The sequence below is a fragment of the Microbacterium paludicola genome, assembly GCF_015235415.1.
Lineage (GTDB): Bacteria > Actinomycetota > Actinomycetes > Actinomycetales > Microbacteriaceae > Microbacterium > Microbacterium paludicola.
Genome location: NZ_JADGLL010000002.1, coordinates 14,707 through 36,070, shown reverse-complemented (window position 1 = coordinate 36,070; position 21,364 = coordinate 14,707). Strand labels below are relative to the sequence as shown.

The following is a 21,364-nucleotide window of genomic DNA, read 5'->3' as shown; positions in this document are numbered from 1 at the left end:
CGCGTCGCCGACTGTTCACCATTGCGGCCCCGCTCATTAACCGGCGCTCACGAGAATCGCAGAGACCGTGCTCGGCGGCTGCCGCCCCGGGAACGCCCCGCGACACAGACGAAAGGTCCACGATGCGCGAAGTCTTCCACCAGTCTCTTGAGGACGTACAGTCCCGCCTCGTCGAGATCTCCGACCTCGTCACGATCGCCATCGACAAGGCGACCAGGGCATTCGGCTCCGGCGATGTCGCTCTGGCCGAGGAGGTCATCGCCGATGACCGCCTGATCGACGAGCGCGCCCTCGCCCTCGACGAGCTCGCCATCGAGATCCTCGCGATGCAGCAGCCGGTCGCCCGCGACCTGCGCATCGTTGTCACGGCGCTGCGCGTGAGCGCCTCGCTCGAGCGCATGGGCGACATGGCCGAGCACATCGCCCAGCTCGCCCGCACGCGCTACCCCGACCGCGCGATCCCGAAGGGTCTGAAGGGCACCTTCACGCGCATGGGCGAGCTCGACGTGCAGGTCGCACGCTCGCTCACCGAGCTGCTGCGCACGCAGGATCTCGCGATCGCCGACCACATCCGCAACAGCGACGACGACATCGACGAGCTGCACGCCAGCGTGTTCGAGAAGGTGCTCAGCGACAGCTGGCAGGGCGAGGCCGGCGCCACCGTCGACGCGACGCTCGCGAGCCGCTACCACGAGCGCTTCGCCGACCACGCGGTCTCGATCGCCAAGAAGATGATCTACCTCGGCACCGGCGACTGGACCGGCCTCGAGCACGGCGTCGTCCCCGTGGAGCCCACGGCCTGACCCGCGCAGACACCGAAAAGCGCCGCCCGGATACTCCGGGCGGCGCTTTCTTCATGCACTCCCCGCCGACTCCCCGGGGAGTTATTCATCCGTCTGGATAAGAACTGGCGGCGACACGTCCGATACCGATATGAGGGTTCACGGTGCGCCTGTTCACAGCGCCATCCGAACCATCAGGGGGAAATCCACCAATGTCACATGTGCGTTCACTACGCAGCAGGCTGCTCGCGCTCGCGACCGCCGCGGTCATCGCGCTGGGCGTGACCGGCCTCGCGGCCCTGCCCGCCACCGCCGCCACCGCCGGCGCCGGCGTCATCAGCGGAACCGTCACGGATGCCGACAGCGGCGCCGCTCTCCAGGGCGCGAGCGTCACGGTCACCAACGACGACTACTCGGTCTACGAGTCGGCGACCACCGCGGCCGACGGCACCTACACGCTCGAGTCGGTGCCCGCGGGCGCCTACACCGTGAGCGCGTCGGGCCCGTACGACAGCGCGACGCCCTACGCCGACGCCGAGAAGGCGGTCACGGTCGCGGGCGACTCCACGCAGGACTTCGCCCTGAAGCCCACGTACACGCTCAGCGGCAAGATCGTCGGCGACGACGGCACCGCCGCAGCCGGGGTGTACGGAACGCTGAAGACCGCCGATGGCGGCGAGCTCGACGCGTACCTCGACATCGCCGAGGACGGCACATTCACGACCGAGCTGCCCAAGGGCGAGTACTCGGTCGAGCTCGGTGGCAGCGGCTACGTCGACACGACGCTCCCCTTCACCGTGTCGGGCGCCGATGACGCCGTCACGTTCGAGATCCCGCGCCTGTACGCCGTCAGCGGCAAGGTGCTCGACCCCTCGGGCGCCGTCGCCTACGAGGCCGGATCGACCTCGCTGACGTTCGTCGACTCCAAGGGCACCGAGGTCGACTCGGCCTACGCCGAGGAAGACGGCACCTGGACCACCGGCGAGTACGGCGGCATCCCGGCCGGCACCTACACGCTGAAGGCCGACAACCCGGCGTACGTGCCGACCAGCACCGAGATCACCGTCGAGACCGAGGCGAAGACCGGAGCGAACATCACGCTCGACGCCGGCATCACGGTCACCGGCAAGGTCACGCACAAGACCACGGGCGACCCCATCGCGGGCGTCGACGTCCGCGTCAGCCCGACGGGCGAGGACAGCAAGGCCTGGGGCTACGCCGTGAACGACGGCGCCACGGCCGAGGACGGCACGTACAAGATCCAGGGCCTCTCGGCCGAGGAGTACGAGCTCTACCTGACGACATACGACCTCGAGCAGCCCTGGGTGGCCGTCGAGTCGCAGACGGTGACGCTCACCGAGTCGATCGAGAAGAACTTCGAGCTTGTGCTCGAGGAGCGCATCATGGGCGTCGTGACCGGCCCCGACGGTGCCCCGATCGAGGGCGCATCCGTCGTCGCGTACCGCGCGGACATCGACCGCACCAACATCCCCCAGTGCTACGACGCGCGTTACGCCACCACCGATGCCGAGGGCCAGTACACGCTGCTGGTCGACGCCGGCGACTGGATCGTCCGCGCCGAGGGCGTCGACGGCTTCATCCCGGCATGGCACGGCGGCGCCTGGGTCGACGAGGCCGCCACGGTCAGCGTCGCCTCCGAGCAGACGGTCGACGGCGCGGGGATCGCGCTGCAGACCGGCGGCCACCGCATCAGCGGCACGGTGTCGAACCTCGTCGAGGGCAGCGAGTACTCGTCGGTCACCGTCTACTCGGCGGATGACTCGCGCTCGTGGCTCGACTCGTTCGGCAACGGCGTCGAGATCGGCGCAGACGGCAAGTACAGCCTGACCGGCGTTCCCGCCGGCTCGTACGAGATCCGAGCCAGCTCCTCGACGGACACGCAGCACAACTCGGCGATCACGGCTCCGTTCACGGTCGACGGCGACGAGACGATCGACGTCGCGCTCCAGGAGAACCCGGCCTTCGAGGCCCACGTGTGGGCGGCCGAGGGCGCACCTACGGGCAAGGCCGTCCTGGTCACGGTGTACGCGAACGTCGACGGCGCGTGGCAGGTCTACGACGAGGAGCCCCTGTTCCTCGACGAGGAGACCAACGCCGCGAGCCCGCAGATCTGGAAGGACCTCTCCTTCCCGGCCGGCGAGTACAAGATCGGCGTCGGCAGTGCGCACGCGTACTACGAGGCGCTCGTGAACAGCGTCTACTGCGGTGAGCAGCAGACCACGTGGGAGGAGCTCAACGAGCAGTACGGCGAGGGCTTCACCGACTTCCCGTACACGCCCGAGTTCTACAACGAGGCAGCCTCGCTCGACGCGGCCCAGGTCGTCACCTTCGCCGCGGGCACGCCCGTGAAGCTCGGCTTCGAGCTCGGCGTTCCGGCCACGCCGGCGCCCAGCGAGACGCCCGCTCCGAGCCAGACGCCCGCCCCGAGCGAGACGCCCGCCCCGACCGAGCCGACCGACCCCGTGGCCGAGGGCCCGGAGCCGGGCGTCACGGTGAGCGACAACATCGTCTCGCCGGGCGAGCGGATCACCGTCACCGGTGCCGGCTTCGTCCCCGGTGAGGACGTCCGCGTCGAGATGCACTCGACGCCGGTCGTGCTCGACACGGTCACGGCGTCCGCCGACGGGACCATCACCGCCGTGGTGACGATTCCGAGCGATGCCACCGCCGGTGCGCACCAGATCGTGGCGACCGGTTCGGGCTTCTCGGCCGCCGCCGACATCACGGTCGTGCTGTCGGGCGGCCTCGCCGCCACGGGTGCCGAGGGAACGCTGCTGTACGCGTCGCTCGGTGGCCTGGTCCTCGCAGCCGGCATCGTGCTCCTGGTGGTCGCGTACAACAAGCGCCGCCAGCTCGCGACGCGGGTCTGATCCACTGAGACGACGGAGCCCCGCCCGGCATCGCGCCGGGCGGGGCTTCGCCGTTGTGGGCCTTTCTCACCCAAAAGAGAAGCGCCGCCCGGATGATCCGGGCGGCGCTTCTCTTTTCATTCGTCACGCACGCTGCGGGGCCGCAAGCGGCGCCCTTGCGAGCGAGGGCGGCGGCGTTACTTCTTGCCCTGGGAGGCGACCGCGGCGGCGCCGGCGGCAGCGGCCTCGGGGTCGAGGTAGCGGCTGGCGCCGGTCGGCTTCATGTCGTCGTCGAGCTCGTAGACGAGCGGGATGCCGGTCGGGATGTTCAGCGCGGCGATGTCGTCGTCGCTGATCCCCTCGAGGTGCTTGACCAGACCGCGCAGCGAGTTTCCGTGCGCGACGACGATCACGGTCTTTCCCGCCTTCAGGTCGGGGACGATCTCCCCCTCCCAGTACGGAAGCATCCGGTCGATCACGATCTTCAGCGACTCGGTGCCGGGGATCTCGCCGTCGATGCCGACGTAACGGGGGTCGTCCGTCTGCGCGTACTCGTCGGCGGGGTCGATCACGGGCGGCGGCACGTCGAACGAGCGACGCCACTCCATGAACTTCTCCTCGCCGAACTCGGCCAGGGTCTGGGCCTTGTCCTTGCCCTGCAGGGCGCCGTAGTGACGCTCGTTGAGGCGCCACGAGCGCTTGACGGGGATCCACAGCCGGTCGGCGTGGTCGAGCGCGATGTTCGCCGTCTGGATGGCGCGGCTGAGCACCGACGTGTGGACGATGTCGGGGAGCACTCCCTGCTCCTTCATCAGCTCGCCGCCGCGCTGTGCCTCGGCGCGGCCCAGTTCGGTGAGCCGGACGTCGACCCATCCGGTGAAGAGGTTGAGCTCGTTCCACTCGCTCTGGCCGTGTCGCAGCAGGATCAGGGTGTGTGCCATGGCTCCAGCCTAGCGAGCGGGAGGCACGCCCCGCCTCGGCGGCTTCCGCCTCGCCTGTGCCGGGCAGGCGAGAATGGAGTCATGCCGAAGCCCGAGGGTCGCCCTACGCGCGGCACGACGGGAACAAACCGGCTGCGACGCGTCGACCGCTGGATCGCGCACCTCGCGGAGCTCCGACGGGCGTCGGATCCGCTCGTCGTCGACCTCGGCTACGGCGCGAACGGGGTCACGACGCTCGAACTGGAGGCGCGCCTTCGCCGCGTGCGCGGCGACGTCGAGCTGCTCGGGCTCGAGATCGACCCGGAGCGCGTCGCGCGCGCCACCGCGCAGATCGATGCGACCCGGCGCGGCGAGACGGTGTTCGCCGCCGACGCCCGCGTCTCCTTCGCACGCGGCGGCTTCGAGGTACCCGTTCCCGGCGGTCGGCGCCCCGCCGTGATCCGGGCGTTCAACGTGCTGCGCCAGTACGACGAGCAGGATGTGCCGGGAGCCTGGAACCGGATGACCGCCCGCCTCGCGCCCGGGGGCGTGCTCGTGGAGGGTACGTGCGACGAGATCGGCCGCGTGTGCAGCTGGATCGACGTGTCCGCCGACGGCTCCCCCGCGCGGCTCACGATCTCGCTGCGCCTCGCCGATCTCGAGTGGCCGAGCGTTGTGGCCGAGCGGCTGCCGAAGGCGCTCATCCATCGCAATGTGCCCGGCGAGCGCATCCATGACCTCCTCGCCGCGCTCGACAGGGAGTGGGAGCGCGCCGCGGCCCTCGCCCCCTTCGGGCCGACCCAGCGTTGGATGGCGGCCGTCGCCGCGCTGCGGGCATCCGGGACCCCCGTGCTCGGTTCCCGCAGCCGATGGCGCCTCGGCGAGCTCACGGTCCCCTGGGACGTGGTGCGGCCGGCCTGACGGGCCCCGTCAGATCCGCGGGATCGCCGCGCGCGCCTCGGCCGGCGGCATCCCCGTCGCGACGAGCAGATCCACCACGAGCGGTCGCAGGGACGACAGCAGCGCCTGCTCTCCGAGCGACTCACCGGGAAGCATGGCGGCCGGGTCGAGCCGGCGCGCGATCGCGAGCAGGCTCTCGCGCGCGATCGGCTCCTGCGCGATGTCGTCGAGCGAGGCGCCGACGAGCGTCGCCGCGCGCGCGATCTCGGCGAGCACCTCGCCGGGCACCGTTCGCGGCTGCCGGTCCTCGACGACGTACACGATGCGGCGGCCGACGACGCGGAGGTTGCGCATGGCGAGATCCATCGCGTGAAGGATGCGCGCCTGCCGGTCGAGCTCCGCGCGCCGCCCGCGCAGGAAGGGCGAGATGCGCGCGATCGACAGTCCCGACTCGAGCGAGGTGCGCCACGCATCCAGCGCCGGCTGCAGCCCGCGGGCCTTCTCGAGCCCGCGCTCGGCGCGCAGGCGGTCGCCGCGTCGCGCGCCTGTGACGAGCCGGGCCGCGGCCGCGTCGAAGCCGGCGAAGAACGCCCGCGCGTCGCGGAGGGCGGCGGCGGCCGGGTTCCGCGGCAGCAGCGCGGTCACGACGACCGCCAGGACTCCGCCGATGACCCCGTCGAGAAGCCGTGTGAACGGCACCGGCGCCACCGGCAGGATCATCGCGATCGCCGCCTGGATCGCCGCGGCGATCGCGAAGGCCGGCGACGGAGACAGGAACCGCGCCACCAGCATGGTCACGCTCAGCGTGATCGCGAGCTGCCACCAGCCGCTGCCGACGCCGAGGCGCAGCGCCTCGGACAGCAGGATTCCCGTCAGCATCCCCACGACCGTCTCGGCGACCTGGCGTGGGCGGGCATCGCGCGCGAGGCCGAGGCTCGAGATCGACACGGTCGCGGCGATCATCGGCGTCTCGTGCCCGAGCAGGTATCGGCCGATCAGGAATGCGCCCGTCGCGGCGACGACGATCTGCGCCACGGCGATCCAGGATCCGCGCACGCGCGCGAGCCCGGGGCGCGGCGAGAAGCGCGTGCGCCACGTGACCGGCACGGCGACCGTGTCGGTCGAGGGCTGGTCCCGCTGCGGGTCGGACATCCGGCCCGTCGCCTATGTCGTCGGCGGCTGCTGCGCGAGCGGGCGCCGTGACAGGCGCGTCAGGCGCGGCACCTCGGCGGTCGCTCCGGCGTCGGCGGGGACGATGATCTCCTGCGCGGCGGCGATGCGCGATCCGTCGGTGCGGATCTCCAGCGTCGCGTCGGCAGGCACGCGCCGCGCGAGCACGGCCAAGGCGATGGGCCCGAGTTCGTGATGCCGCGCGCTGCTTGTGATGTGGCCGACCTCGCTCGCCTCGTCGCCGGAGGACGCCAGCAGGACGGGAGTGCCCGGCTCGGGCAGCACGCTGTCGCTGCCGTCGAGATGAAGCAGCGTCAGGCGGCGGGGCGGGTGGCCCAGGTTGTGCACCTTGGCGACGGTCTCCTGGCCGCGGTAGCAGCCCTTGTCGAGGTGCACGGCCGTGCGCAGCCAGTCGTACTCGTGCGGGATTGCGCGCTCGTCGACCTCGCGCCCCCAGCGCGGGCGCCAGGCGGCGATCCGCAGCGCCTCCGCAGCAAGCAGGCCGGCGAGCTCCACGTCCGCGAGCGTCGCCAGGGCCTGGCGCTCGACGATTGCCTCGATCCACGTGTAGTGGGCGCCGGGGTGCGCGGGAGCGGCGGCGTACTGCCAGCCGCCGATCGCCACCTCGCGCCATGGGTCGCCCCACACGAGCGGCAGGTCGTGGGGCCGGTGCGCGATCAGCGCGACGGTCTTCTCGGCGGTGCCGAGCTCTGTGTAGCCGAGCACGGCGAGGTCGTCGCGCACGCGCACCTCGACCCGCGAGCGGAACCTCATCATCGTGAGCCACTTCGCAAGCCCCGCGACGTCGCCCGCGTCGGCGATCAGCCAGGTCGAGACGCCGTCGTCGAGCACCCCGGCGGCGTGCTCGACGCGACCGTTCGGATCGAGGACGAGCAGCTCGGTCGGCGTCCCCGGAGCCAGCGCGCGCAGCGCCTGCGACGTGATGGAGTCGAGCCAGGTCAGCCGATCCGGTCCCTCGACCTCGATGACCGCGCGGTCATCCCGCGGGACGACCGCCTCCCCCGCGGCGAGGCGGCGCTGCTCGCGCACCGGGTCCCCGAAGTGCGCGATGCCGTCGTCCGACGCCACGGCACCCGCTCGATCGGCGAAGAACGGCGCGGCGCCGGCCGTCATCAGGAGACCTTCGCGAGACGGGCCGAGGCGTGCGAGCCGAGCTCGCGGCCGAGCGCGGCGATGTCCCACGCCCAGAGCAGGTGGTTCTCGACGAGGCCGTACATCCGCGTCGCGGCCGCGTAGTGCCGGGCACTCGCGGTGCGCACGACCGCATCCGTCGCGAGATCGATCCGGGGGCCCTTCGCCTGGCCGAGGTACAGCTCGCTGACGCCGTCGGAGTGGACGAGCGAGACCTCGATGTCGAACCCGCCGGCGGCGTTGCGCAGCTTCTCGACGTCGTCGGCGGTCCGCACGATCTCCGACTCGCGTGGCGGCAGCAGACCGGGGCCCGGCTCGGCGGCGGTCGATGGCCGCGCCAGACGCCAGAACCCGGTCTCCGAGTTCAGGGCACGCGACGGTGTGCCGTCGGCCGAGGCGAGCGTGGCGGACGCGGAGTAGTTCAGGAACGGACCGCCGTCATGGCTGAAGCTGACGCGGTGCGAGAACTCACCCTCGAAGTGGGTGTCACCGACGCGGTAGTCGATCACGCCGGTGCCCTCCCACACGCCGAGGAGCCACGACAGCGGCACGAGGTCGGCGGGGAGGTCTTCAGGCAGCTCGATCATGCCGCCCTCCTTCAGCGCTGGCCGCGGAACAGGTTCCAGACCACAGCACCGGAGACGAAGGCGATCGCCAGGCTGGCGAGGCCCAGCAGCCCGACGAAGAACAGTTCGAGCGCGACGAGATCCATGCGGCCAGTCTAGTCCGTCACGCGGGGCTGACGGCGGCGAGCACCGCGACGAGCGCGACGATGCCGATCAGGGTCATGCCGCCGAGAGCCGCGACGCTCACCCGGAAGATGTAACCGCTCGGCCGGCCGTCGATGAGCTGGGCGACGAACGCGAAGATCAGCGTCGCTCCCCCGGCGAGGCCGAACCAGCGGAAGTGGGAGTCGAGCGGCACGACCACCGCGATCATCACCGCCACGAGCAGCGCGAACGCCCAGGTCGCCGCGATTGCGCCGTAGCGGCGGCGGGGAGCGAGCTCGGGGATCGTCATCGCCCCATTGTCGGCGACGACGCCCGGTGGCGCCAAACCCCTCACCTGGGAGCGGTGCCGGCCCGGCGCGGGCACGCGCGACGAGCGCTCTATGATGGGGTCACGATGCGGCGTCCCTACCGCATCGATGCCAAGGCGCGAATCCCCACCGTGCCGGAAGGACATCGCTTGGCCCAGCTGCTTGTCTTGAGCTCCGCCCCCGGAGGAAGCGCTGCCCTGCCCTCGCTCGAGCTGCTGAGCCACCGGGTGCGGCAGATTCCCGCCGAGCCCGCGCAGCTCGTCAATGCCCCGAGCGCCGACGTCATCTTCGTGGATGCGCGCACCGACCTCGTGGGCGCCAAGTCGCTGTGCAAGATCCTCAACACCACCGGCCTCGACGCGCCGCTGCTCCTCATCGTCACCGAGGGCGGGCTCACGGCCGTCTCCCCTGACTGGGGCGTCGACGACGTCATCCTGGTGTCCGCCGGTCCCGCCGAGGTGGATGCGCGCATCCGCCTCGCGATCGGACGGCAGGCGACCGAGCAGGTGAGCACCCGGATCCAGACCTCCGGCATCACGATCGATGAGTCGTCGTACTCGGCGAAGGTGCACGGCAAGCCGCTCGATCTCACCTACAAGGAGTTCCAGCTGCTGCACTTCTTCGCCACGCACCCGTCGCGGGTGTTCACGCGCGAGCAGCTGCTGAGCGAGGTCTGGGGCTACGACTACTTCGGCGGCACGCGCACGGTCGACGTGCACGTGCGGCGCCTGCGCGCCAAGCTCGGCGACCTCGAGCAGCTGATCGGCACCGTCCGCAACGTGGGGTACCGCTTCAACGTCTACGAGGACGACGACCAGCTGCCCGCTGTGCCCTGACCTCTCCCTCGTTCACGCGCGCGTCACGCGACGGTGGCAGGATGGCCGCATGATCGACTCCGCCATCGTGGACACCGGCATCGGCGACGCCGAGGACGACGACTTCGACGCCGCCGTAGAGGCTCCCGACGCTCAGCTCCCCGAGAACCGCTATCTGGACCGCGAGCTGAGCTGGCTGGCGTTCAACCAGCGGGTGCTGGAACTGGCGGAGGACCCGACGCTGCCGCTGCTCGAGCGGGCGAACTTCCTCGCGATCTTCGCGAGCAACCTCGACGAGTTCTTCATGGTGCGCATCGCCGGCCTGAAGCGTCGCATCGTGACCGGCCTCGCCGTGCCCACGAACGTGGGAGTGGCGCCGGCCGACGCGCTCGCGGCGATCTCGGCCGAGGCCCACCGCCTGCAGCTGCGTCACGCGAGGGCGTGGAACGACGCGGTGCGCCCGGCCCTCGCCGAGACCGGCATCGAGGTCGTCGGATGGGAGGCGCTGAGCGTCGACGAGCGCACCGCGCTGTATGACTACTTCCACGCGAAGGTCTTCCCGGTCCTGATGCCGCTGGCCGTCGACCCGGCGCATCCGTTCCCGTACATCTCGGGTCTCTCGCTCAACCTCGCCATCCGGATCCGGAACGCGCGGACGGGCCGGCAGGAGTTCGCGCGCCTCAAGGTCCCGCCGATGATGCCCCGCTATGTCGAGGTGCCCCACTCGGAGGGCGAGAGCATGCGGTTCCTGCCCCTCGAGGAGCTCATCGCCCAGCATCTCGAGGATCTGTTCCCCGGCATGGAGATCCTCGACCACCACGCGTTCCGCCTCACCCGCAACGAGGACGTGGTGATCGAGGAGGACGAGACCGAGAACCTCATCCAGGCGCTCGAGGCCGAGCTGCTGCGGCGCCGCTTCGGCCCGCCGATCCGGCTCGAGATCACCGACGACATGGATGACCTGACGCTCGACCTCCTCATCAAGGAGCTCGACATCACCGAGCAGGAGGTCTACCGACTCCCCGGGCCGCTCGACCTGCGCGCCCTGTTCGCCCTGTCGGCGATCAAGCGTCCGGACCTTCACTACCCGCCGCACGTGCCGACCACGTCTGTGCCGTTCCAGCCGGTCGACCAGGAGGCACGCCCCGACATCTTCGCCGCCATCCGCAAGTCGGATGTGCTCGTGCACCACCCGTACGAGTCGTTCGCGACAAGTGTGCAGGCGTTCCTCGAGCAGGCCGCGCGGGATCCGCACGTGCTCGCCATCAAGCAGACGCTGTACCGCACGTCCGGCGACAGCCCGATCGTGCAGGCCCTCATCGACGCCGCCGAGGCCGGCAAGCAGGTGCTCGCGCTTGTCGAGGTGAAGGCGCGGTTCGACGAGGCGAACAACATCGTCTGGGCCCGCAAGCTCGAGAAGGCCGGCGTGCACGTCGTCTACGGCCTCGTCGGGCTCAAGACCCACTGCAAGCTCGCGCTCGTGATCCGCGAGGAGAAGGGCGAGCTGCGCCACTACAGCCACGTCGGCACCGGCAACTACAACCCGAAGACCAGCCGCCTGTACGAGGACTTCGGTCTGTTCACCACCGACCCGCAGGTCGGCCGCGACCTCACGCGCCTGTTCAACGAGCTGAGCGGTTACGCGATCGAGAAGAAGTTCAAGCGACTCCTCGTCGCGCCGCTGCACCTGCGCAAGGGGCTGCTGCGCCTGATCGACCGCGAGCGCCGCAACGCGCTGGCCGGCAAGCCGGCCCGCGTGCGCATCAAGGTCAACTCGATGGTCGACGAGCAGATCATCGACGCGCTGTACCGCGCGAGCATCGCGGGCGTGAAGGTCGACGTGTGGGTGCGCGGCATCTGCTCGCTGCGCACAGACCTGCCGGGCGTGACCGACAACATCACTGTGCGCTCGATCCTCGGTCGCTACCTCGAGCACTCGCGCATCTTCGCGTTCGAGAACAACGGCTCCCCCGAGGTGTTCATCGGCAGCGCCGACATGATGCACCGCAACCTGGACCGCCGCGTGGAGGCGCTCGTGCGCGTCACGGCCCCCGCGCACGTCACCGAGCTGCTGAACCTGTTCGACCTCGCGATGGACGAGCGGATCAGCTCGTGGCACCTCGGCGAGGACGGCGTGTGGACGCGTCACAGCGTGGATGCCGACGGGAAGCCCCTGCTCGACCTGCAGGACCGCCGGATGTCCTCCGTCAAGCGCCGCCGGCAGGCGCGCGCGATCCGATGACCGCCGATCTCGCCGTCTACGCCGCGGGGGGCGTCGTCTGGCGGCTCGTCGACGGCAAGCTGCGCGTGCTGCTGATCCACCGCACGAAGTACCGGGACGTCACACTGCCCAAGGGAAAGGTCGATCCGGGCGAGATGCTCGTGGAGACCGCGGTGCGCGAGATCCTCGAGGAGACGGGCATCCGCACGACGCTCGGCGCCCCGCTGGGCGTCTCGCGCTACACGCTGCCGAGCGGCAAGCAGAAGATCGTCCACTACTGGTCGGCCGCCGCGAGCGACGAGGCGATCCGCGCGAGCGCGTTCGTCCCGAACGACGAGGTCTCCGGCGTCGAGTGGGTGAGCCTGAAGAAGGCCCACGCGCGCCTCAGCTATCCCGTCGACATCGAGATCCTCGAGCACTTCGAGCGGCTGCTCGACGACGGCGTCCTCCGCACGTTCCCGATCATCGCCCTCCGGCACGGCAAGGCGCTGTCGCGCGACGAATGGGATGGCCGCGACGCGCTGCGACCGCTCGCGCCGCGGGGCAAGGCGCAGGCGAAGGCCGTCGCCGGGCCCCTCCAGGCGTTCGGCGTGCGTCGCATCGTCTCCAGCACCGCGGTGCGCTGCACATCGACCGTGGCACCGCTGTCGAAGGCCACGGGTCGCCGGATCCACGAGACCGACCTGATCAGTCAGGATGCCTGGGAGGACGGCACCGCGGGAGTGCGCGAGGTCGTCGGGCGCCGCGTGCGCTCCGGCAAGCCCGCGGTGCTGTGCAGCCACGGTCCGGTGCTGCCCGAGATCCTGACCGAGCTCGCGCTCGCGACGGGGACCATGCGCGGCTCGTACCTCTCGGACGCCGCGGCGCTCGAGACCGGCGCGTTCAGCGTCGTGCACATCTCCGCGACCAACCCCGGATCCGGCATCGTCGCGATCGAGACGCACGCACCGAAGGCCTGACCGGTATCCACGTCTCACGATTCGATCTCGAATCGTGTGAGAACGCCGTGGATTCCGCCTCTGATCCGGGATCGATGGGGGTCGTTCACCATCCGTTCACCCGCGCACCGCAGTCTCGTCACCGCCCTCTCCTAGCGTCACGACGTGCCCTGCAACCCGGTGGGGGACGTCCCTGAATCCCTGATCGAAACGGATACACAGTGAAGATCACCCGTCTCTCCAGCATCGCGGCCCTTGGCGCGGTCGCTGCACTCACCCTCGCCGGCTGCGCCTCCAACGAGGCCCCGGCCGGCAACGACGGTGGCACGGCCCCCTCCGCGAGCGGCGAGCCCACGACCACCGTCAGCGGCACGATCGAGGCCACCGGCGCCTCGTCGCAGGGCTCCGCTCAGGAGGCCTGGGTCGCCGAGTTCCAGACCGCCAACCCCGAGGCGAACGTCCTCTACGAGTCCACGGGCTCGGGCGTCGGCCGCGACAACTTCAAGGCCGGTGCATCGAACTTCATCGGCTCCGACCGCGCCTTCAAGATCGAGGAGATCGAGGAGGGCGGCTTCGGCTCCTGCGCGACCGACGAGATCGTCGAGGTCCCGAACTACATCTCGCCCGTCGCCGTCGCGTTCAACCTGCCCGGCGTGGACTCGCTGAACATGGACGCCGACACGATCGCGAAGATCTTCGCCGGCGAGATCACCTCGTGGGACGACCCCGCGATCGCCGCGCTGAACGAGGGCGTCGAGCTGCCGGCCACGACGATCACCCCCGTGCACCGCTCGGACGCGTCGGGCACGCAGGAGACCTTCCAGAGCTACCTGGCCGCCACGGCCCCCGACGTCTGGACCTGGGAGCCCGAGGACACCTGGCCGCTGCAGAGCGGTGAGGGTGCGGACGGCACCTCGGGTGTCGTCGACGCCATCGCCGCGGGCGAGGGCTACATCGGCTTCGCCGACGCGTCGCGCACCTCGGAGCTGGGTCAGGTCGCCGTGCAGAACGGCGACGAGTTCATCTCCTACTCGGCCGATGCCGCCGCGGCGCTCGTCGAGGCCTCGCCGCTCGAGGAGGGCCGCTCGGACCACGACCTCGCGTTCGCGGTCGACCCCGCCGCCGCCCCGGCCGGCTCGTACCCGATCGCCCTTGTCTCGTACCTCATCGGCTGCGTCGAGTACGAGGACCCGGAGGTCGCCAGCCTCGTCAAGGCGTACTTCCAGTTCGTCACCTCCGAGGAGGGCCAGGCCATCGGCGCCGAGGCCGCCGGCGCCGCCCCGCTGTCGACCGGTCTGATCGAGAAGGCCGCCGCCGCGATCGACGCCATCGTCACGGAGTGACGCTGACCGCCTGATCCGCATATCAGCACCGCCGGTGCCCTCGCGCCCCTCCCCCTGTGGGATCCTCGGTTCCGAGGAGCGCGAGGGCACCGGCCGCATTTCCGACTGACGAATCCCCGGCTTCACAAAGCGCCCAGCACGAACCCGAAACCCTGAGGAGCGGGAACTCCATGACCACCACCACGACGGAGCCCGAGGCGCCCACCTCGGCGCCCGGCACGCCGCCGAAGGCCGTCAAGCGCCCCGGCGACCTCATCTTCTCGGGCACCGCGCTCGGCTCCGGCCTGATCATCCTGGTCGTCCTCGCCGCGGTCGCCCTGTTCCTGATCATCCAGTCGCTGCCGGCCTTCAAGCCCGACACGACGGACAACAACATCCTCAGGGGCCAGCCCTTCCTCGAGTGGGTCTGGCCGCTCGTGTTCGGCACGCTCTGGGCCGCGCTGATCGCCCTCGTGATCGCCTCGCCGATCGCCCTCGGCATCGCGCTGTTCATCTCGCACTACGCGCCGCGCCGGCTCGCCAGCGCCATCGGCTACGTGATCGACCTGCTCGCCGCGGTCCCCTCGGTGGTGTTCGGCCTCTGGGGCGCCCTGACCTTCGGCCCCATGCTCGTGCCGATCTACCGGTGGCTCAACGAGAACCTCGGCTGGATCCCGTTGTTCGCGGTGCCCGAGAACGCCGCACCGTCCGGCTCGGGAAAGACCATCCTGACCGCGGGTCTCGTGCTCGCCGTGATGATCCTGCCGATCATGACCGCCATCTGCCGCGAGATCTTCCTGCAGACGCCCAAGCTGCACGAGGAGGCCGCGCTGGCGCTCGGCGCCACCCGCTGGGAGATGATCCGGATGGCCGTGCTGCCGTTCGCCCGCAGCGGCATGGTGTCGGCCGCGATGCTCGCGCTCGGCCGCGCGCTCGGCGAGACCATGGCCGTGGCCATGGTGCTCGCCCCGTCGTCGCTCGTGACCTTCCAGCTGCTCAGCACGGTCAACCCCTCGACCATCCCGGCCACGATCGCGCTGCGCTTCCCCGAGGCGCACGGCGACGGCACCGCGACGCTCGTCGCGGCGGGCCTGATCCTCTTCCTCGTGACGTTCGGCGTCAACTTCCTCGCGCGCTGGATCGTCTCGCGCCGGGCCGAGTTCTCTGGAGCGAACTGATGTCGACCGCCACCGCCACCACCTCTGACGCGCCGAAGGTCAGCACGTCCTCGCTCACCTCGGGTCGCATGCCCAAGGGCATGCCGTGGATCCTGCTGGGCTTCTCGATGTTCGTCTCGATCGCCCTGTTCGTGGTGCTGAACATCGGCGGGGACCTCGCGCAGTTCAACATCACGGGCGCCCTGCTCGTCGGCATGGTCATCTACCTGATCGCCATCACGGTGTTCTCGAGCATCGCCGAGAGCCGCCGCCACGCGGTCGACCGCCTGATGACCGCCCTCGTCGCGACGGCGTTCGTGCTCGCCCTGCTGCCGCTCGTGTCGCTGCTGTTCACCGTCGTCGCCGAGGGCCTCGCGCGCTTCGACGGCACCTTCTTCAGCTGGTCGATGCGCAACGTCGTCGGCGCGGGCGGCGGCGCCGTGCACGCCATCTGGGGCACGGTGCTGATCACCCTGACGGCCACCGTCATCTCGGTGCCGATCGGCATCATGACGGCGATCTACCTCGTCGAGTACGGCCGCGGCCGGATCGCCCGCACCATCACGTTCCTCGTGGACGTCATGACGGGCATCCCGTCGATCGTCGCGGGTCTGTTCATCTACGCGGTGTTCTCGCTGTTCATCCGGCCCGGCATCTCGTTCGGCATGATGGGCGCCCTGGCGCTCAGCGTGCTGATGATCCCGGTCGTGGTGCGCGGCACCGAGGAGATGCTGCGGATCGTCCCCAACGAGCTGCGCGAGGCGTCGTTCGCGCTCGGCGTGCCGAAGTGGCTGACCATCGTGAAGGTCGTGCTTCCCACGGCCATCACCGGCATCACCACCACGGTCATGCTGGCGATCTCGCGCGTCATCGGCGAGACCGCCCCGCTCGTGCTGACGGCGGGAATCACGCCGAACCTGAACATGGATCTGCTCGACGACCCGATGATGACGCTGCCCGTGTTCGCGTTCTACAGCTACGACACCCCGGGCACCGACGTGCAGGCCTACCTCGACCGCGCGTGGGCCGCCGCGCTGACGCTCATCCTGATCGTCATGGTGCTCAACCTCGGCGCGCGCGTGATCGCCAAGATCTTCGCGCCGAAGATGACCGGCCGCTGACCCCCACCCGACTCAGACTTTCCCGACTGCGATAAACAGAAAGAGACCCAGGTGTCCAAGAGCATCGAAGTCAACGACCTGAACGTGTACTACGGCGACTTCCTCGCCGTGGAGGGCGTTTCGATCGACATCCAGCCCCGCTCCGTGACGGCCTTCATCGGCCCGTCGGGTTGCGGCAAGTCCACGTTCCTTCGCACCCTGAACCGCATGCACGAGGTCATCCCCGGCGCGTACGTGAAGGGCGAGGTGCTGCTCGACGGCGAGGACCTGTACGGAAACGGCGTCGACCCCGTGATGGTGCGTCGCCAGGTGGGAATGGTGTTCCAGCGCCCCAACCCGTTCCCGACCATGTCGATCCGCGAGAACGTCCTTGCCGGCGTGACGCTGAACAACAAGCGCATCTCCCGCAGCGACGCCGACGACCTCGTCGAGAAGTCGCTGCGCGGCGCGAACCTCTGGAACGAGGTCAAGGACCGCCTCGACCGCCCGGGTTCGGGCCTGTCGGGTGGTCAGCAGCAGCGTCTCTGCATCGCCCGAACGATCGCCGTGTCGCCCCAGGTCATCCTGATGGACGAGCCCTGCTCGGCCCTCGACCCGATCTCGACCTTCGCGATCGAGGAGCTCATCTCCGAGCTGAAGAACGACTACACGGTCGTGATCGTCACGCACAACATGCAGCAGGCGTCGCGCGTGAGCGACAAGACGGCGTTCTTCAACATCGCGGGCACCGGCAAGCCGGGCAAGCTCATCGAGTACGACGACACCGCGACGATCTTCACGACGCCGTCGGTGCAGGCGACCGAGGACTACGTCTCGGGCCGCTTCGGTTGATCCGCTGATCGTTTGACAGGACGGCCTCGCCTTCGGGCGGGGCCGTCCTGCTTTGATGGATCCATGACCGCCTCCCTCGTCTCCGCCCGCCGCCTGATCGACAGGAACGGATCGGATGGGCCGGGCTGGGCGCTCATGGAGGACGGCCGTCTGGCGGACAGCGGGCCGGGCGAGGCGCCGCGCCGCCCCGACCGCGAGGTCGACACACTGCTGCCGGGCTTCGTCGACGCGCACGTGCACGGCGCGCGGGGCGTCGACTTCGCGACCCCCGGCGCCGACCCGGCCGCGGCCATCGCGTGGCATGCCGGCCGCGGCTCCGTCGCGCTCGTGGCATCGCTCGCCACCGGGACGCTCGACGACACCCGCACGCGCCTTGCCGAGCTCGCCCCGCTCGTCCGGTCGGGCGTGCTGGCGGGGCTCCACCTCGAGGGCCCGTTCCTGTGCCACGGCCGGCGCGGCGCGCACAACCCCGACCTGCTCCGCGATCCCGCACCGGCCGAGATCGAGGCCCTGCTGGCGGCCGGCGACGGCGCCATCCGGATGATCACGCTCGCCCCCGAGCTGCCGGGCGCGCTCGATGCCATCCCGCTGCTTGTCGACGCCGGGGTGCGCGTCGCGGTCGGCCACACCGAGGCGGATGCGGACACGGTGAGCCGCGCGATCGACCGGGGCGCCTCCGTGATGACGCACCTGTTCAACGGCATGCCCCCGCTTCATCACCGCTACCCCGGGCCCGTCGGCGTCGGTCTCGCGGACGAGCGGATCACCGTGGAGCTCATCGGCGACGGAGACCACCTCGACGACCGCGTGCTCGACCTCGCGCTGCGTGACTGCGCCGGGCGGGCGATGCTCGTCTCGGACGCCATGGCGGCCGCCGGCCTCGGCGACGGCGAGTACGTGCTGGCGGGGTCGGAGGTCGTCGTGCGCGACGGCGTCGCCACGGTCGCGGGCACGTCCGCGCTCGCGGGAAGCACCTCATCCGTGTCGGATGCGGTCGAGCGCCTTCTCGCCCGCGGCACGGACCCGGCGGTGGTCGCGGAACTGACCTCGCTCACTCCCGCACGGGCCCTCGGCATCGAGGTGCCGCCGCTCTCGGTCGCCGTGGCCGGCGGCCGGGTCGAGGTCCTGTAGGGACGGCTGTCAGTCGCGCGGACTGAGCAGGTACGCGTTCATCGCCGCCGTGAGCTCGCGATCGACGGGAAGCTCGACGCCGTCGAGCTGCGTGACCGGAGCCGCGAGGCGCACGCTCGAGACCAGCCACATCGCGTCGGCGTCGGCGAGTGCCGCCGCCGGGACGTGCTCGTAGCCGGTGGAGTGCCCCTGCTCCTCGAGCCAGTCGAAGACGCTCAGCTGGGTCGTCCCCTGCAGGATGCCGCCGGTCGGCTCCGGGGTGACGAACGTGTCGCCGCGACGCAGGATGACCGACGCCGTAGGCGCCTCGAGGACGTAGCCGTCGCTGGTGAGGAAGATCGCGTCGTCGGCGCCCCGGCGATGGGCCTCGCGGAGCGCTGCCATGTTCACGGCGTAGGACAGGGTCTTCGCGCCGAGCAGCAGCCAGGGCGCGCGTGTCGCGGCCCCGCTGTCGAGCCCGCGGTCGAGCGTGGCGACCTTGATGCCGTCCGTGCGGGCGGCCGTGTGGTCAGCGACGGGCGACGCGGTCACCCAGGCCGTCGGCCCCTCGAGTCCGGTCGCCGCGCGCTCGACGCCGCGGCTCAGGATCAGCTTGATGGCGCTCTCGCCGGTCGGGCACTCAGCGGCCGCACGCTCGACCGCCGCGCGCCACTGCCCGAGGTGCGGGGCGGGAAGGTCGCACAGCCGCGCGGAGTGCGCGAGCCGTTCGAGGTGCGCCCGCACCTCCTGCGGGTGCCCGTCGACGACGCCGATGGTCTCGAAGATGCCGTCGCCGCGCTGCGTGCTGAGCTCGCCCACGCTGAGCGCGGGCGCATCCGGATCGATCACGGCGAGGGTGTCGGCGAAGTCGGTGCGGGGGTCGTCGGCCACCACGGGGGCGACGAGCAGGGCGAAGCGCCAGGTCATGGGATGAGCCTATGCATGGCCTGGGCATCCGGTGAGCATGACGGCCCCGGGAATACCCTGCCGGAGGCCTCCGTTAGACTTGAACAGCCGGGCCGCAGCAAACCCCGGGCTCCAACTTTCGCCGCCGCGAGCGGCCTCGCGCCGAGAGGCGTTTCTGCGGCCCGGTATTTCTTTTCTCCCGTGACGTCGGTCACACGTACGCGAACACTCGCGCCCCCGCTTCGCGCGGGTCAGGTGAGCGAGTCGCGACGCCAGAGCTTCGCCGACGCGGCGAGATCGTCGGCGTAGGTCGACAGGCGCAGCGCGCGAGTGGTGAGCTCGCTTGCGCGGTGCGACTCGGTGAGCTCGTAGTCGTCGGCGAGGTGCGTCGCGCCCGACGCCTGCACCCGGCAGAAGGCCGCCGCCCGGTCGAGCGCCACGGCGAAGTCGCCCTGGAACGCCCCGCGCAGGATCGTGTCGATCAGGGCCACGAGCTCCGTCGGGCCCGCGGGGACCGGTGCGCCCGCCACCACGGCATCCGACGAGTGCAGCTCGACGCGGCCACGGTCGTAGAGCAGCGCCGCCGTGGCGGGATCGTCGTGGATCGACAGCTGCACGAGGTACAGACGCCACAGCGAACCGGGCAGCGTCTTCGCCGGCGAGCGCGACCACAGCTCAGCGATGTCGTCGATCCCGTGTCGCGACGTGAACGCCACGAGGCGGTCGACGGCATCCGGATCCTGCTCGTGCCGCACGCGCGAGAGCAGGGCGGCGGCGGTCGAGTGCGCGGCGCGCGACACCTCCGCAGGATCCACCGCGGCGAAGAGCCGGTCGAAGGTCTCGGACGGACGCCGCACCGGCTTGTGGAAGTCGTCGGTCATCGATCCAGGCTAACCGCGACGCGCATCGGAGGCTCATCCGGGCCCGTAAAGTAGGTGCGGGGCCTCTAGCTCAGTTGGCAGAGCACCGGACTTTTAATCCGAGGGTCGTGGGTTCGAGCCCCACGGGGCCCACCATCCCCCTCAGACCCGCGCGAGCGCCTCGCGGATGGGCGTCGCGCCGTCGACGTACTCGATCGTCCGGCCGATCGTCGCATCCAGCTCGAGGGCCGCCACGATGGTGCGGGCGACGTTCGCGCGCGACACCCTGCGCTCGGCGTCCTCCGGCAGCGGCGCCACGTCGATGAGGCCGGTGGGCTCCTCGAGGGTCAGCCCTGCGGGACCGAGCACCGTCCAGTCGAGGCCCGACGCCCGCAGGTGCGCGTCGGCCGCGGCCTTCGCCTCCGCGTACGCGTGGAAGGAGTTGTCCTCGGGCACGCCGTGATCCGGCCCCGCGCCGAGGTACGACACCATCACGTACCGGCGCACTCCCGCGCGCGCGGCGGCGTCCATGCTGCGGATGGCCGCGTCCCGGTCGACGGCGTAGGTGCGGCGAGTGTCTCCCCCGCCGGCACCGGCCGACCACACGATCGCGTCGCGCCCCGTGAACGCCGCGGCGAGTTCGTCCTCTGTCGCGTTCTCGACGTCGAGCACGAGCGGGGTGCCGGCTGCGGCCTCCACATCGGCGGCGTGCGCCGGATTCCGGATGACGGCGGTGGCGGAATGCCCCGCCTCCGCCAGCAGCGGCAGCACCAGCAGCGCGACCTTCCCGTGGCCTCCGATGATCACGACATCAGCCATGAGCGCTCCTCTCGAGCCGCGCGGCACTCATCCGGCGCCGGCCGGCACCCCCCCCCCAGTCTGCACCGCGAGCACCCACCCGCGGCGTGTCAGCCTTCGACCTCCTCGGCCGTCAGCGTGATGCCGCCCAGCGCATTGGCCGATTCGGCCATCGTCGCGAGCCAGCGCTGGTTGAGTTCGGGCTGTTCGGTCTCCTCGAAGATGAACCGCAGCGGGATTCCTGGGTGCAGCCAGATGGTGGAGCGGCCGCCCTCCTTCCCCGGCGGGTGGGCCCACGACACCGCGAAGCTCTCGCCTCGCCGCAGCTTGGCGATGACCACCACCTTCAGGTGCGCAAGGGCGCGATCCTCGATCTCGATCGGCGGCACGACGCTGTCGTAGACGAGAGTTCCCATGCCGCGCACACTAATGCCCAGGGAGCGGTGCCGCAC

At 70.7% G+C, this 21,364-nt stretch carries 20 protein-coding genes and 1 tRNA gene; 12 read left to right on the top strand and 9 right to left on the bottom strand.

Annotated features, from left to right (window positions below; all coding sequences use genetic code 11):
- The first annotated feature begins 122 nt into the window (after positions 1–122).
- Positions 123–803 (top strand): phosphate signaling complex protein PhoU, encoded by a 681-nt coding sequence (gene phoU / locus IR155_RS01305; protein ID WP_135112395.1) that lies wholly within the window; start codon positions 123–125, stop codon positions 801–803.
- 191 nt (positions 804–994) lie between these two features.
- Entirely contained in the window at positions 995–3,673 is a 2,679-nt protein-coding gene (locus IR155_RS01300; protein ID WP_135112393.1) for a carboxypeptidase regulatory-like domain-containing protein, read from the top strand.
- A 176-nt stretch (positions 3,674–3,849) separates the two neighbouring features.
- Here IR155_RS01300 and IR155_RS01295 read toward each other — a convergent pair whose 3' ends face one another.
- Positions 3,850–4,593 carry a phosphoglyceromutase gene (locus tag IR155_RS01295; RefSeq protein ID WP_135112391.1) on the bottom strand — a complete coding sequence of 248 codons (744 nt, stop codon included), beginning with the start codon at positions 4,591–4,593 and terminating at the stop codon, positions 3,850–3,852.
- A gap of 81 nt (positions 4,594–4,674) precedes the next feature.
- Between IR155_RS01295 and IR155_RS01290 the strand changes: the two genes are divergently transcribed.
- A complete protein-coding gene (locus IR155_RS01290) occupies positions 4,675–5,493 on the top strand; it encodes a class I SAM-dependent methyltransferase (protein ID WP_135112389.1) in 819 nt (272 codons plus the stop codon).
- Between the two features lie 9 nt (positions 5,494–5,502).
- Here the strand turns inward: IR155_RS01290 and IR155_RS01285 are convergent, their stop codons facing one another.
- The 4 genes from IR155_RS01285 to IR155_RS01270 form a co-directional block, all read right to left on the bottom strand.
- Positions 5,503–6,624, bottom strand: a complete 1,122-nt coding sequence (locus IR155_RS01285) for an FUSC family protein (protein ID WP_194210269.1) — start codon at positions 6,622–6,624, stop codon at positions 5,503–5,505.
- Positions 6,625–6,636: 12 nt separating this feature from the next.
- Positions 6,637–7,776: a CAF17-like 4Fe-4S cluster assembly/insertion protein YgfZ gene (gene ygfZ, locus IR155_RS01280; RefSeq protein ID WP_135112387.1), complete on the bottom strand. Its 1,140-nt coding sequence runs from the start codon at positions 7,774–7,776 to the stop codon at positions 6,637–6,639.
- Positions 7,776–8,381: a nitrobindin family protein gene (locus tag IR155_RS01275; RefSeq protein ID WP_135112385.1), complete on the bottom strand. Its 606-nt coding sequence runs from the start codon at positions 8,379–8,381 to the stop codon at positions 7,776–7,778. The genes ygfZ and IR155_RS01275 overlap by 1 nt, the downstream gene beginning before the upstream one ends.
- Before the next feature lie 142 nt (positions 8,382–8,523).
- Positions 8,524–8,814 carry a hypothetical protein gene (locus IR155_RS01270; protein ID WP_135112383.1) on the bottom strand — a complete coding sequence of 97 codons (291 nt, stop codon included), beginning with the start codon at positions 8,812–8,814 and terminating at the stop codon, positions 8,524–8,526.
- 168 nt (positions 8,815–8,982) lie between these two features.
- Here IR155_RS01270 and IR155_RS01265 point away from each other — a divergent pair, with 168 nt between their 5' ends.
- The 8 genes from IR155_RS01265 to IR155_RS01230 all read left to right on the top strand — a co-directional run bounded on the left by IR155_RS01265 (position 8,983) and on the right by IR155_RS01230 (position 18,369).
- Complete coding sequence (locus IR155_RS01265) at positions 8,983–9,669, top strand: response regulator transcription factor (RefSeq protein WP_135112381.1); 687 nt, start codon at positions 8,983–8,985, stop codon at positions 9,667–9,669.
- Between the two features lie 49 nt (positions 9,670–9,718).
- A complete protein-coding gene (locus tag IR155_RS01260) occupies positions 9,719–11,890 on the top strand; it encodes an RNA degradosome polyphosphate kinase (protein ID WP_135112379.1) in 2,172 nt (723 codons plus the stop codon).
- Positions 11,887–12,828 (top strand): NUDIX hydrolase, encoded by a 942-nt coding sequence (locus tag IR155_RS01255; RefSeq protein ID WP_135112377.1) that lies wholly within the window; start codon positions 11,887–11,889, stop codon positions 12,826–12,828. Before IR155_RS01260 ends, IR155_RS01255 begins: the two co-directional genes overlap by 4 nt.
- Before the next feature lie 200 nt (positions 12,829–13,028).
- Positions 13,029–14,150, top strand: a complete 1,122-nt coding sequence (locus IR155_RS01250; protein WP_135112375.1) for a phosphate ABC transporter substrate-binding protein PstS — start codon at positions 13,029–13,031, stop codon at positions 14,148–14,150.
- Positions 14,151–14,320: 170 nt separating this feature from the next.
- Positions 14,321–15,307: a phosphate ABC transporter permease subunit PstC gene (pstC, locus tag IR155_RS01245; protein WP_135112373.1), complete on the top strand. Its 987-nt coding sequence runs from the start codon at positions 14,321–14,323 to the stop codon at positions 15,305–15,307.
- A complete protein-coding gene (gene pstA / locus IR155_RS01240; RefSeq protein WP_135112371.1) occupies positions 15,307–16,407 on the top strand; it encodes a phosphate ABC transporter permease PstA in 1,101 nt (366 codons plus the stop codon). Before pstC ends, pstA begins: the two co-directional genes overlap by 1 nt.
- A gap of 51 nt (positions 16,408–16,458) precedes the next feature.
- A complete protein-coding gene (gene pstB, locus IR155_RS01235; RefSeq protein ID WP_135112369.1) occupies positions 16,459–17,238 on the top strand; it encodes a phosphate ABC transporter ATP-binding protein PstB in 780 nt (259 codons plus the stop codon).
- Between the two features lie 63 nt (positions 17,239–17,301).
- On the top strand, positions 17,302–18,369 hold the full coding sequence (locus IR155_RS01230; protein WP_135112367.1) for an N-acetylglucosamine-6-phosphate deacetylase: 1,068 nt from the start codon (positions 17,302–17,304) through the stop codon (positions 18,367–18,369).
- 9 nt (positions 18,370–18,378) lie between these two features.
- Here IR155_RS01230 and IR155_RS01225 read toward each other — a convergent pair whose 3' ends face one another.
- The gene (locus IR155_RS01225) at positions 18,379–19,275 is read right to left on the bottom strand and encodes an aminodeoxychorismate lyase (RefSeq protein ID WP_135112365.1); all 897 of its coding nucleotides are present in this window, start codon (positions 19,273–19,275) and stop codon (positions 18,379–18,381) included.
- Between the two features lie 230 nt (positions 19,276–19,505).
- Positions 19,506–20,135, bottom strand: a complete 630-nt coding sequence (locus IR155_RS01220) for a DNA-directed RNA polymerase subunit beta (protein ID WP_135112363.1) — start codon at positions 20,133–20,135, stop codon at positions 19,506–19,508.
- A gap of 59 nt (positions 20,136–20,194) precedes the next feature.
- Here IR155_RS01220 and IR155_RS01215 point away from each other — a divergent pair.
- A tRNA-Lys gene (locus tag IR155_RS01215) sits at positions 20,195–20,270 on the top strand.
- Positions 20,271–20,276: 6 nt separating this feature from the next.
- Here IR155_RS01215 and IR155_RS01210 read toward each other — a convergent pair.
- Entirely contained in the window at positions 20,277–20,933 is a 657-nt protein-coding gene (locus tag IR155_RS01210; protein ID WP_135112361.1) for an NAD(P)H-binding protein, read from the bottom strand.
- A gap of 89 nt (positions 20,934–21,022) precedes the next feature.
- The gene (locus tag IR155_RS01205) at positions 21,023–21,328 is read right to left on the bottom strand and encodes a DUF7882 family protein (protein ID WP_135112359.1); all 306 of its coding nucleotides are present in this window, start codon (positions 21,326–21,328) and stop codon (positions 21,023–21,025) included.
- Between the last annotated feature and the right edge of the window lie 36 nt (positions 21,329–21,364).

Coding starts and splice junctions, on each gene's coding strand:
- phoU (WP_135112395.1), top strand. CDS start 123: ATGCGCGAAGTCTTCCACCAGTCTCTTGAGGACGTACAGTCCCGCCTC.
- IR155_RS01300 (WP_135112393.1), top strand. CDS start 995: ATGTCACATGTGCGTTCACTACGCAGCAGGCTGCTCGCGCTCGCGACC.
- IR155_RS01295 (WP_135112391.1), bottom strand. CDS start 4,593: ATGGCACACACCCTGATCCTGCTGCGACACGGCCAGAGCGAGTGGAAC.
- IR155_RS01290 (WP_135112389.1), top strand. CDS start 4,675: ATGCCGAAGCCCGAGGGTCGCCCTACGCGCGGCACGACGGGAACAAAC.
- IR155_RS01285 (WP_194210269.1), bottom strand. CDS start 6,624: ATGTCCGACCCGCAGCGGGACCAGCCCTCGACCGACACGGTCGCCGTG.
- ygfZ (WP_135112387.1), bottom strand. CDS start 7,776: ATGACGGCCGGCGCCGCGCCGTTCTTCGCCGATCGAGCGGGTGCCGTG.
- IR155_RS01275 (WP_135112385.1), bottom strand. CDS start 8,381: ATGATCGAGCTGCCTGAAGACCTCCCCGCCGACCTCGTGCCGCTGTCG.
- IR155_RS01270 (WP_135112383.1), bottom strand. CDS start 8,814: ATGACGATCCCCGAGCTCGCTCCCCGCCGCCGCTACGGCGCAATCGCG.
- IR155_RS01260 (WP_135112379.1), top strand. CDS start 9,719: ATGATCGACTCCGCCATCGTGGACACCGGCATCGGCGACGCCGAGGAC.
- IR155_RS01255 (WP_135112377.1), top strand. CDS start 11,887: ATGACCGCCGATCTCGCCGTCTACGCCGCGGGGGGCGTCGTCTGGCGG.
- pstC (WP_135112373.1), top strand. CDS start 14,321: ATGACCACCACCACGACGGAGCCCGAGGCGCCCACCTCGGCGCCCGGC.
- pstA (WP_135112371.1), top strand. CDS start 15,307: ATGTCGACCGCCACCGCCACCACCTCTGACGCGCCGAAGGTCAGCACG.
- IR155_RS01230 (WP_135112367.1), top strand. CDS start 17,302: ATGACCGCCTCCCTCGTCTCCGCCCGCCGCCTGATCGACAGGAACGGA.
- IR155_RS01225 (WP_135112365.1), bottom strand. CDS start 19,275: ATGACCTGGCGCTTCGCCCTGCTCGTCGCCCCCGTGGTGGCCGACGAC.
- IR155_RS01220 (WP_135112363.1), bottom strand. CDS start 20,135: ATGACCGACGACTTCCACAAGCCGGTGCGGCGTCCGTCCGAGACCTTC.
- IR155_RS01210 (WP_135112361.1), bottom strand. CDS start 20,933: ATGGCTGATGTCGTGATCATCGGAGGCCACGGGAAGGTCGCGCTGCTG.
- IR155_RS01205 (WP_135112359.1), bottom strand. CDS start 21,328: ATGGGAACTCTCGTCTACGACAGCGTCGTGCCGCCGATCGAGATCGAG.